The 10,167-nt window shown below is 72.2% G+C and carries 12 protein-coding genes; 4 read left to right on the forward strand and 8 right to left on the reverse strand.

Going from position 1 to position 10,167, the window contains the following annotated elements; genetic code table 11:
* The 8 genes from VEL82_04205 to VEL82_04240 form a co-directional block, all read right to left on the reverse strand.
* Positions 1 to 253, reverse strand: a 253-nt coding sequence (locus VEL82_04205; GenBank protein HXW67063.1) for a hypothetical protein, incomplete at its 3' end; no start/stop codon positions are given.
* Entirely contained in the window at positions 250 to 381 is a 132-nt protein-coding gene (locus tag VEL82_04210) for a hypothetical protein (protein HXW67064.1), read from the reverse strand. The genes VEL82_04210 and VEL82_04205, both read right to left, overlap by 4 nt.
* The gene (locus tag VEL82_04215; GenBank protein HXW67065.1) at positions 365 to 1,009 is read right to left on the reverse strand and encodes a V-type ATP synthase subunit D; all 645 of its coding nucleotides are present in this window, start codon (positions 1,007 to 1,009) and stop codon (positions 365 to 367) included. Before VEL82_04215 ends, VEL82_04210 begins: the two co-directional genes overlap by 17 nt.
* Before the next feature lie 14 nt (positions 1,010 to 1,023).
* Entirely contained in the window at positions 1,024 to 2,454 is a 1,431-nt protein-coding gene (locus VEL82_04220; protein ID HXW67066.1) for a V-type ATP synthase subunit B, read from the reverse strand.
* Between the two features lie 2 nt (positions 2,455 to 2,456).
* Positions 2,457 to 4,217, reverse strand: a complete 1,761-nt coding sequence (locus VEL82_04225) for a V-type ATP synthase subunit A (protein ID HXW67067.1) — start codon at positions 4,215 to 4,217, stop codon at positions 2,457 to 2,459.
* A gap of 11 nt (positions 4,218 to 4,228) precedes the next feature.
* The gene (locus VEL82_04230; GenBank protein ID HXW67068.1) at positions 4,229 to 4,567 is read right to left on the reverse strand and encodes a V-type ATP synthase subunit F; all 339 of its coding nucleotides are present in this window, start codon (positions 4,565 to 4,567) and stop codon (positions 4,229 to 4,231) included.
* A 124-nt stretch (positions 4,568 to 4,691) separates the two neighbouring features.
* Positions 4,692 to 4,970, reverse strand: a complete 279-nt coding sequence (locus VEL82_04235) for a 4Fe-4S dicluster domain-containing protein (protein HXW67069.1) — start codon at positions 4,968 to 4,970, stop codon at positions 4,692 to 4,694.
* Between the two features lie 33 nt (positions 4,971 to 5,003).
* Positions 5,004 to 5,684, reverse strand: coding sequence for a cupredoxin domain-containing protein (locus tag VEL82_04240; protein ID HXW67070.1), 681 nt, complete (start codon positions 5,682 to 5,684; stop codon positions 5,004 to 5,006).
* 120 nt (positions 5,685 to 5,804) lie between these two features.
* Here VEL82_04240 and VEL82_04245 point away from each other — a divergent pair, with 120 nt between their 5' ends.
* The 4 genes from VEL82_04245 to VEL82_04260 all read left to right on the forward strand — a co-directional run bounded on the left by VEL82_04245 (position 5,805) and on the right by VEL82_04260 (position 10,155).
* Complete coding sequence (locus tag VEL82_04245) at positions 5,805 to 6,572, forward strand: DUF72 domain-containing protein (GenBank protein ID HXW67071.1); 768 nt, start codon at positions 5,805 to 5,807, stop codon at positions 6,570 to 6,572.
* A gap of 186 nt (positions 6,573 to 6,758) precedes the next feature.
* On the forward strand, positions 6,759 to 7,637 hold the full coding sequence (locus tag VEL82_04250; GenBank protein ID HXW67072.1) for a hypothetical protein: 879 nt from the start codon (positions 6,759 to 6,761) through the stop codon (positions 7,635 to 7,637).
* Complete coding sequence (locus tag VEL82_04255; protein HXW67073.1) at positions 7,589 to 7,843, forward strand: hypothetical protein; 255 nt, start codon at positions 7,589 to 7,591, stop codon at positions 7,841 to 7,843. The genes VEL82_04250 and VEL82_04255 overlap by 49 nt, the downstream gene beginning before the upstream one ends.
* Before the next feature lie 2 nt (positions 7,844 to 7,845).
* On the forward strand, positions 7,846 to 10,155 hold the full coding sequence (locus VEL82_04260; GenBank protein ID HXW67074.1) for a DNA polymerase domain-containing protein: 2,310 nt from the start codon (positions 7,846 to 7,848) through the stop codon (positions 10,153 to 10,155).
* Positions 10,156 to 10,167 lie beyond the last annotated feature (12 nt).

Below are 10,167 nucleotides of genomic sequence, written 5' to 3' on the forward strand. Positions count from 1 at the left end.
CCGCCTCCTTCTCGGCGGCGGCCTCGCCCGCTTCGAGTCGCCGAGCGCGTTCCGCCTCGGCCTCCGTGCCGACCGCCTTCACGGTAGCCTCGGATTCGTCGCGCGCCCGGCGCACAGCGTCCTCGGCCTCACCGCGCGCCGCGCGAAGCTTCAGCTCCCACTCGCTCTCGACGGCCTTGACGCGGCGGAGCGCCTCGACCGTCGCGACGTCGGAAGGGGCCGCGGCGGCCGCCGTGGTGGGGGTATCGGTCACAGTCCCCCGCCGCCGGTGAGCCGGACGACCAGCACCAGGAAGACGACGAGGGCGGCGACCTTCCAGAGCACGCTCAGCTGGAGGAGGAGCGCGAACCGTCGGACGGACGGGCTAAGCGGCAGCGACACCCTCGCCCTCCTGCTCCAGTTTGCGCTTGACCGTCTTCAGCATGCTGAACGAGTCGCGCTCCATCTCGTCGAAGCGGAACTTGATGTACCGCACGATCCCGTCGAGCCGGGGGATCAGCACGTTCTCGATCGCGCTCGCGCGGCGCTTCGTTTTCTCGATCTCGCGCAGGAGCCGGCGCAGGGCGTTCTCCTTCTCCGCGATCTCCAGGACGACGTCGTAGATCTCCTGGAACCGACGGACCGCCTCGCCGATCGAGGTCGGCAGGTCGAGCAGCGAGATCGTCGGGAGCGGCTGATAGTTCCCGCCGTCGACCCGCGGGGTCCGCACCCCCATCACGTTCTTCGTCCCGACCGCGACCGCCGGCACGTCGGGCAGCAACATCGAGATGTTCTCGAGGCGGGTCGGCCCCTCGGTCGTCTCGGCGAGGCGGATCGCCTCGTAGCCCTGGGCGATCCGCGAGCGGAGGTCCCCCCGCAGGCGCATCGCCTCCTTCGAGATGCGGAAGAACTCGGCGATCAGCGCCGTCCGCTTGAGCTTGAGCAGGTTGAGCCCGCGCTTCGCGACGACGATCCGCCGCCGGGTACGCAGCAGTTCGAGCCGTGTCGGCCGTACGTTCTCGACCGCCACGGGACGCTCCCGCCCTACACGCCGGCGACCGGGGGGTGCGCGCGGTACTGCTGGAGGAACTCCGGGCGGATCCGCTTGAGCTCGGAGTCCGGGAAGTCCGACAGGATGTCCCAGGCGATCTTCAGGCTCTCGTCGATCGTCCGGTCCTCGTCCGGCCGCTGCGTGACGAACTCGCGCTCGAAGCGGTCGGCGACCTTGAGGTAGAGCCGGTCGACCGCGCTGAGCGCCTCCTCGCCGACGATCGCGGACAGCGCGCGCTGGTCCTTGCCGGTGGCGTAGGCCGCGAACAGCTGGTCAGAGACGCCGCGGTGATCGTCGCGCGTCCGGTCCTTGCCGATCCCCTGGCCCATCAGCCGCGATAGGCTGGGCAGGATGTCGATCGGGGGGTAGATCCCCTTGCGCTGGAGGTCCCGGCTGAGGTACATCTGGCCCTCGGTGATGTAGCCGGTGAGGTCCGGGATCGGGTGCGTGACGTCGTCGGCCGGCATCGTCAGGATCGGGAGCTGGGTGATCGAGCCCTTGCGGCCGTGGATCTTGCCGTCCCGCTCGTAGATCGTCGCGAGGTCGGTGTAGAGGTAGCCCGGGTACCCCCGGCGGCCCGGCACCTCCTCCCGGGCGGCCGAGACCTCGCGGAGCGCCTCGCAGTAGCTCGTCATGTCGGTGAGGACGACGAGCACGTGGAGGTCCTCCTCGTAGGCGAGGTACTCCGCGGCGGTGAGCGCCATCCGCGGGGTGACGACCCGCTCCATCGACGGATCGCTCGAGAGGTTGAGGAACGCGACCGTCCGCTCGAGCGCGCCGGTGGTCTCGAACTCCTTGAGGAAGTAGTTCGCCTCCTCGCTAGTGATCCCCATCGCCGCGAAGACGACGGCGAACCCCTCGCTGGAGTTCCGGAGCTTCGCCTGACGGACGATCTGGGCCGCCACCTGGTTGTGGGGCAGGCCGGCGCCCGAGAACAGCGGAAGCTTCTGGCCGCGGACGAGCGTGTTGTTGACGTCGATCGTCGAGATGCCGGTCTGGATGAACTCGCTCGGCTCCTCGCGCGAGTACGGGTTCATCGCGTTCCCGACGATCTCGAGCTCCGTCTGGCTGACGATCTTCGGCCCGCCGTCGCGGGGTTCGCCGAGCCCGTTGAAGACGCGGCCGAGCAGCTCGTCCGAGACGGGGAGGGTCGCGACCTCGCCGAGGAACTTCACGCTCGTCGCCTCGATGTTCATCCCCATCGTCGGGCCGAACACCTGCACGATCGCGAGGCCCTTGCGCGAGTCGAGCACCTGGCCCTGCCGGCGCTCACCGCTCGGGAGGCTGATCTCGACGATCTCGCCGTACGCCGCGTTCGAGACGTCGCGCACGAAGAGCAGCGGTCCCGTCACGCGGTCGACCGTTCGGTAGTCGACCGGCACGTCGGCCGCGGAGGACGGGGGCGCCGCGCCCTTGACCGCCATCGCTACGAGCCTCCCGCCGCGGCGAGCTGGCCCACGGCCTCGCCCATTTCTAGCTCGAGCTGGTCGAACTGCTGGGCGAGCTCCGCCTCGGGGATCCACTTCATCCGGGAGAGCTTCGTGCGGACCGGGAGCTTCTGCATCTGCGCCACGGTCGCGCCCTTGCCGATCGCCTCCTGCTCCCGCTCGCCGAAGGAGAGGATCGCGCGGAGCATCCGGTACTGCTTCTGGATCGACGAATAGGTGTCGACGTCGTCGTAGGCGCTCTGCTGGAGGTAGTCCTCGCGCAGCATGCGCGCGAGGTCGAGGATCGCCTTCTCCCGTTCGGGCAGCGCGTCCACGCCGACGAGCTGGACGATCTCCTGGAGCTCCGCCTCCTTCTGGAGGACCTCGAGCGCCCTCTGCCGGAGCGGCACGAACTCCTTCGCGAGGTTCGCGGCGAACCACGCGGCGAGGTCGTTGACGTAGAGCGAGTAGCTCTGCAGCCAGTTGATCGAGGGGAAGTGCCGGCGCGAGGCGAGCGACGCGTCGAGCGCCCAGAAGACCCGCGCGACCCGGAGCGTGTTCTGGCTCACCGGCTCAGAGGTGTCCCCGCCGGCCGGGGAGACGGCCCCGACGACCGTGACCGAGCCCGGGCGCTGGTCGGGGGAGAGCGTGATGACCCGCCCCGCCCGCTCGTAGAACTCGGCGATCCGCCGGCCGAGGTACGCCGGATACCCCTCCTCTCCCGGCATCTCCTCGAGGCGGCCGGAGATCTCGCGCATCGCCTCCGCCCACCGGCTCGTCGAGTCGGCCATCAGCGCGACGTCGTAGCCCATGTCGCGGTAGTACTCCGCGATCGTGATCCCCGTGTACACGCTCGCCTCCCGGGCGGCGACCGGCATGTTCGAGGTGTTGGCGATCATCACCGTCCGCTCCATCAGCGGGCGCTTGCTCTTCGGGTCGACGAGCGTCGGGAACAGCGTGAGCATCTCGGTCATCTCGTTGCCCCGTTCGCCGCAGCCGACGTAGACGACGATGTCCGAGTCCGCCCACTTCGCGAGCTGCTGCTGGATGACCGTCTTCCCGCTCCCGAACGGTCCCGGCACGCACGCCGTCCCTCCCTTCGCCACCGGGAAGAACGAATCGACCACGCGCTGGCCGGTCACGAGCGGAATGCCCGGTGCGAGCTTCTGCTGGACGGGGCGCGGGATCCGGACGACCCAGCGGTGGCTCAGGTAGAGGGGTCGGGCACCGGACGCGGTCGTGAGCGCGCCGATCGGTTCGCGGATCGTGTAGGTGCCGCTCGCGAGCTTGCTGATCGTCCCCTCGACGCCGGGCGGGACGAGGATCTTGTGCAGGATGAGGGGTGTCTCCTGGACGGTGCCGAGGATGCTGCCCGCGGCGACGGCGTCCCCGGGCTGGGCGCCCGCCGTGAACGCCCACGTCGCCTTCTCGTCGAGCGGCGGCGCGACGAATCCGCGGGTGATGAAGTCCCCGAGGCTCTTCTGGATCACATCGAGCGGACGTTGGACGCCGTCGTAGATCGACTTGAGCAGACCCGGCCCGAGCTCGACCGAGAGCGCCTGGCCCGTGTTCTCGACCGGATCGCCCGGGCGGATGCCGGTCGTGTCCTCGTACACCTGGACCGTGGCGGTGCCTCCGACCAGCCGGATGATCTCGCCGACCAGGCCCATCGATCCGACACGCACGACGTCGAACATCTTGGCGCCCTCGAGGCCGTCGGCGAGGACGACCGGACCCGTGACGCGTCCGACGACCCCCATCGACGTCGCTCCTAGTTCGTCACCGCGAGGGTGACGCCGAGCACGCGCTTGGCGAGCGCGCTCAGGCTTTCGACCTCGTAGTCCCCGCTCGGGGTCGGGACGAAGACGACCAGCGGCGCGAGCGAGGCGTCCGCGTGCGCACGCTGCAGCTCGGACAGGCGGGGACGTATCGACTGGCTCGCGATCACCAGGTTGAACCGCCCATCGCCCATCACGCGCTGGAACTCGCTGACCGCGTTGTCGGGACGGACCTCGACCACGTCCTTGAGGCCGATCAGGCGAAATCCGATGGCGAGCTCGCGCTCCCCGAGCACGACGGTGCGCCCTCCTCCGGTCGGCGTATCGGGCACGGCGCCTCTGGCGGGGCCGCCGGCTATTTAACGGCTGCTCGGGCGGCGATGCGGTCGACGCTCTCGGAGCCGTACGCGGGCCGACCGGACCCGACGTCGCGCAGGACCGGAGCGGTCCGCCCGCTCACTTGTAGGTCGAGTGGTGGACGTGGCCCTCTTCGTCGGTGATCAGGATGCACTCACCCTCGCACTCGAAGAGGCACGCTTCGCAGACGATGCACTCCGGGCCGAGGACCGCGAGCGACTTCTCGCCGCGGAACTGGAACTTTGCTGCGACCGTCGGATCGTCCACCACGTCGGGCACCTGGTCCCGGGGACGGAGTTCGAAGACGTTGACGGGACAGACGTCCTTGCAGTGCGAGCAGCCGGTGCACTTCGCGATGTCGATGTCGACCTGGACCATGGCGACCGGACCGCAGAGGAGCGGCCCGGGCTCTTAGCCGTTCCCCGGCGGCGGACCCCCACTCGGTGCGGCGGAGGGGGTGCCGGGTCCGGCGGGCGGGCTCGACGGGGTCGGAGGGCGCGGCCGGCGCGAGAGTACCAGGACCACGACCGCGATCACGACGAGGACCCCGATCGCGATCCCGACCTCGAGCGCGAGCGAGAGCGGCATCGAGCCGGACGGCGACGGGCTCGATCCGACGGTCATCGTTCCGATCATCCCACTGGAGAAATGGATCAGGCAGACGAACTCGTAGGTCCCCGGCGCGGGCGCGCTGAAGTTCGCGAAGTACGGCTCGCCGACGGTCGAGCCGAGCGTCAGGTTCACGATCGGCGGGTGGGCGGTGAAGTAGGCGTTGAGCTCGCTCGCGGAGTCGCCGGACGGGATCGTCCGGTTCGCGACGGGCGAGAGCGTGAAGGTGTGCGCGAAGTCCGCGAGCTGGGTCACGATGAGGTGCACGAAGGCGCCCGGGGGAACGGTGAAGGCGTCCGGGGAGAACGAGAGGCTGGAGGTCGCGCTGACGTTCACGAACACCGCCGCGTCGGTCGCCGTCGAGGTCCCCGCCGCGGGGGCGGCGACGGCGAGCGGGCCCCCGAGCGCGAAGGCGAGGAGGAGAGCGACGCCGAGGCCCGCCGCGAACGCCGGCCCGCCTCGTCCGCGGGGTCGGGGGCTCATGGCGGCCCCACGCGAAGCCCGGGTTAAGAATCCGGAACGCCGTTCCCTCGCCTGGGAATCGTCGACCCACGAAGCGGCAGCCGTTAACGGGACCCGGCGGTTCCGTCCGCGAGCGCGATCGTGGGGGAGATCCGACTCGGGACGAGCGGCTGGGACTATCCGGAGTGGGTCGGGCGCGTCTACCCGCCGCACGGCGCGTCGGACCGGCTGCGCTACTACGCGGGCCTGTTTCCGATCGTCGAGGTCAACTCGACGTTCTACCGCCTGCCGCTCGTCTCCGTCGCGGGGTCGTGGGTCCGTCGCACGCCCGCCGGCTTCCGCTTCGCGGCGAAGTTCCCGCAGACGATCACCCACGACCTGCGCCTGGTCGGCACCGACGAGGAGCTCGCCCGCTTCCTCGCGGTCCTCCGGCCGATCCGGGAGGCCGGCAAGTTCGCGGTCGCGCTCCTCCAGCTTCCGCCCTCGCTCCCGTTCGAGCCGGGCACCGTGCGCACGTTCTACCAGTCGCTGCCCCGCGATCTGCCGGTCGCGGTCGAGTTCCGGGAGCGCTCGTGGCTGGTGCCCGAGTCGTACCGGCTCCTCGAGGAGTTCGGGCTCGCCTACGTCGTGATCGACGGGCCGCACCTGCCCATCGACCTGCGGGTGACCGCGCCGTTCGCCTACGTGCGCTGGCACGGCCACGGCAGCCCGACGTGGTACGACTACACCTACTCGGAGGCCGAGGTCGCCGCCTGGGTCCCGCGGGTGCGCACGCTCGCCGAACGGGCGGAGGTCGTCTACGGGTTCTTCAACAACCACTTCCGCGGCGACGCGGCGGTGAACGCCCGCTCGCTCGGCGAGCTGCTGGGGCTCCCCCCACCTCCGGGGAGCTCGCGACTCGACCCGTAGTCGCACCGCGGCCGGCGCGCGCCGCCTCCCCCACCGAGGGATGACCACCGGCCGATGGCGCGCGCCATCCGGCGCGTTCTCTCGGGATGTCGGGCGCTGGAAACGCTTCGTTCCCGGCCCTGTTTCAACGTCTCCCGAGCCGCCGCTTTAGAGCGCACCGGCCCCTCGGTCGAAGCGGTGGCTTCGATGGCGTACGCGGTCGAGATCGAGCCGGCGCTCGCGCCGGAGGACGCCGAGCCGTTCGCGCTCCCCGGGCGCGACGCACCGGCGATGCCCCGGCCGATCCCGGACGCCCCGCTCCCACGGATCCGCCTCGCGCCGCGGCCCCGGCGATCGCGCTCGCCGGCGATCCTTCCGCGCGAGCCCGCGCTGTTCCCCTGGCTCGCCCGACGGTTCGCACCGGGCGAGGCGACGGTCTGGACCGGCCCGCGGACCGCGCTCGAACCGATCCTCGAGCTCCTGTATGCGGGGAGCGCGCGCGCCCGCGGCCGGATCTCGCTGCTCGAGGGGGCGAACCGCTTCCATCCGTACCGCGTCGGCGAGCTCGGGCGGTCGCTGGGGGTCGACGCGACCGAGACGCTCCGGCGGATCCGCCTTGCCCGCGCGTTCACGGCCTACCAGATGGTCGCGCTCGTCGACGGCTGGGCCGCCGAGGTGCGCCGGCACCGGCCGACGCTCCTGGTCGCCCACGAGCTCCCCGCGCTCTTTGCCGCGGACGAGGTCCCCGACGACGAGCGCGTGGCGCTCCTGCGCCACGTCGCCCGGGTCCTGCGCGCGCTCGCCGACCGTGTCCGCGCGCCGCTCCTCGTCACGCTCGCCCCGGGCGGCCTCGCCCGGTTCCCCGGCCTCGCCGAGGAGGGTCCGCGCTGGTGCGACTACCTCTCGTTCGTCCGCGGGCCGTCGACCGTGCGCGTGCACGCGCTGCGCGACGACGGCCGCCTCACGCTCATCCCGCGGGCCGGGGGCCAGCGCGGCATCGAGGAGTTCGGGAGCCCGTCCAACGAGGAGGTGATCGCGTGGGGCGCACCGCCCCGACGTACCGCCAGGCGCTCGAGGAGCGGATGAAGCGCTGGGACGAGTTCGCCCGTCTCCTCACGACGCCGGAGGAGCGCGCGGCGTTCGAGACGCTGCGCACCGGCGCCCGACGCTACGCCGCCCAGGCGACGTACGTCGGGAGCCCGGACCTCCTAGAGTCGATCCTCCTCTCCGTCCTCCTGGACCTCGCGCGCCGGCTCCCCGCGGAGCCGCCGGCCCGGGCGCTGCCCCGCTGACCGTGGGGAGCGCGGCGCCGGACGGCTGGCTGCTCGACATCACCGAGAGCGACGACGGCCGCTCGGTCGTGCTCTGGGTCAAGGAGCGCGCGACGGCGCGGGTCCGGCGCACCGCGGTCGAGTTCCGCCCGCCGTTCCTCGTCGCCGGCGCCCGGGCCGACCTCGCCGCGCTCGAGCGCCGCCTCGCCCCCGAGGCGTCCGTCGCCCGGATCGAGCGGCGGGTGCTCGCGCCGTCCCTCTACGACCGGCGGCCGCGCACGGTCCTCGCGCTGACCCCGGCGCGCCACCCGCTGCGGCGCGCCCTCGCGCGCACGGTCGACGCGCTCGGAGGGTTCGAGCGCTACCGCCTCTACGACGTCGACCTCGGGGCGCCGCAGCTCTACCACCTCGGGCACGACCTCTACCCGTTCGCCCCGGTCGTCGGCCAGGGCGCGGACCTCCGTGCGACCGAGCCCGCCGAGACGATCGACTACCCGACGCCCCCCTTGCGCGTCGCGCGGTTGGAGGTCCGCCTCGCCGGGACGCGACGGGGCCGCCTGCCGCCGGCCGACGCGCGGATCGGCGCGATCCGGCTCGGGGAGGTGACGATCGAGGGGAACGAGGGGGCCATCCTGCGCGCGCTCGTCGACGAGCTCGCGCGCAGCGACCCCGATGTCCTCCTCACCGGGGGCGGGGACGCCTTCGACCTGCCGTGGCTCTACCGACGGGCGAGCGCCGTCGGCCTCGGGCCCGAGGAGTTCGGTCTCGGCCGGGAGCGCGCGTCGTTCCGCCCGTCCCGCGGGGCGCGCACGTTCGAGTCGTACGGCCGGGTCTACCACCGCGCGGCCGCCTACCCGGTGCCGGGCCGCTTCCACCTCGATCGGGAGAACTCGTTCCTGTACGACGACACCGAGATCCCGGGCCTCGTCGACGCGGCGCGGCTCTCGCGCCTGTCCCTTTCGACGGTCGTCCGCCAGTCGCCGGGGACCTGCTTCACCGCGATGGAGATGGCCCATGCCCTCGCCCTCGGTGCCCACGTCCCGTGGAAGAAGAACCGGCCCGAGATGTTCCGGCGCGGCGACCACCTGGTGAACGCCGATCGCGGCGGGGTGATCTTCCTGCCGCCGGTCGGGGTGTTCGACCGGATCGACGAGTTCGACTTCGCGAGCCTCTACCCGTCGATCATGGTGCGGAACAACCTGTCCGCGGAAACGCTCGAGTGCCGGTGCTGCCCGGCGAGCCCGATCCGCGCCCCCGGGCTCGGCTACCGCTCGTGCGTGCGCCGGGTCGGCCTGATCCCCCGGACGCTCGCGCCGCTGCTCGCGCGCCGTCACGCCTACAAGGCGGCGATGAAGCGGCCCGGGACGCCCCCCGAGGAGGTCGTGCGCCTGAAGCGGCGGGTCAAGATGCTCAAGTGGATCCTCGTCACCGCCTTCGGCTACCAGGGCTATCGCAACGCCCGCTTCGGGCGGATCGAGTGCCACGAGGCGATCAACGCCTACGCGCGGCGCCTGCTCGCCGACCTCGTGCCGGCCGCGGAGGCCGCCGGCTACCGCGTCGTCCACGGGATCGTCGACTCGCTCTGGCTGAGGCCGCTCGTTCCGGACCGGTGCCCGGACCCGGAGGCGTTCGCGCGGGCGATGAGCGAGCGCTTCGACCTGCCGCTCGGCTACGAGGGTCGGTACCGGTGGATCGTCTTCCTGCCCGCGACGACGCACGGGCTGGGCGTGCCGAACCGCTACTACGGGCTCTACGAGCACGGGGAGTTCAAGCTCCGCGGGATCGGCTCGCGCCGGCACGACACCCCGCTGCTCCTGCGCCGCTTCGAGGGGGAGGTGCTGAGCCTCTTCCGCGGGGCCCGGGACGCCGCGGGCGTGCGCGCGCTCCTCCCCCGGGCGCTCGCCCGGGCGGACCTGTTCGCCGAGCGCGTGCGCGACGGCGCCTGGCCGGTCGACGAGCTCGTGATCGCCCACCGGCTCGGCCAGGCACCGGAGGCGTTCGTGACGTTCACCGACAGCGTCGCGGCGCTCCGCCAGCTCGCCGAGGCCGGGGCACCGCGCGGGGCCGGCGAGACCGTGCGCTACGTCGTCCTCGACCGGACGAGCCGTTCGTTCCGCGCGCGCGTGCGGATCGTCGAGGCGCTCACCGGCGACGAGCGCTACGACCGGGACGCCTACCTCGAGCTCCTCGCGCGGTCGGCGGAGACGCTCCTCGCGCCGCTCGGCGTCGATCGGGAGGATCTCCTCGCGCGCTGGGGGGTCGCCCCGCCGCCCGAGCGCGAGCCGTACCGGTCCCCCGAGGCGATCGAGCAGGGCGCCCTCGACGCCTCGTGAGCGGGGCGCGGG

Source organism: Thermoplasmata archaeon (genome assembly GCA_035622275.1).
Classification (GTDB): domain Archaea; phylum Thermoplasmatota; class Thermoplasmata; order Lutacidiplasmatales; family UBA184; genus Lutacidiplasma.

Coding starts and splice junctions, on each gene's coding strand:
- VEL82_04220 (HXW67066.1), bottom strand. CDS start 2,454: ATGGCGGTCAAGGGCGCGGCGCCCCCGTCCTCCGCGGCCGACGTGCCG.
- VEL82_04225 (HXW67067.1), bottom strand. CDS start 4,217: ATGGGGGTCGTCGGACGCGTCACGGGTCCGGTCGTCCTCGCCGACGGC.
- VEL82_04235 (HXW67069.1), bottom strand. CDS start 4,970: ATGGTCCAGGTCGACATCGACATCGCGAAGTGCACCGGCTGCTCGCAC.
- VEL82_04240 (HXW67070.1), bottom strand. CDS start 5,684: ATGAGCCCCCGACCCCGCGGACGAGGCGGGCCGGCGTTCGCGGCGGGC.
- VEL82_04250 (HXW67072.1), top strand. CDS start 6,759: ATGGCGTACGCGGTCGAGATCGAGCCGGCGCTCGCGCCGGAGGACGCC.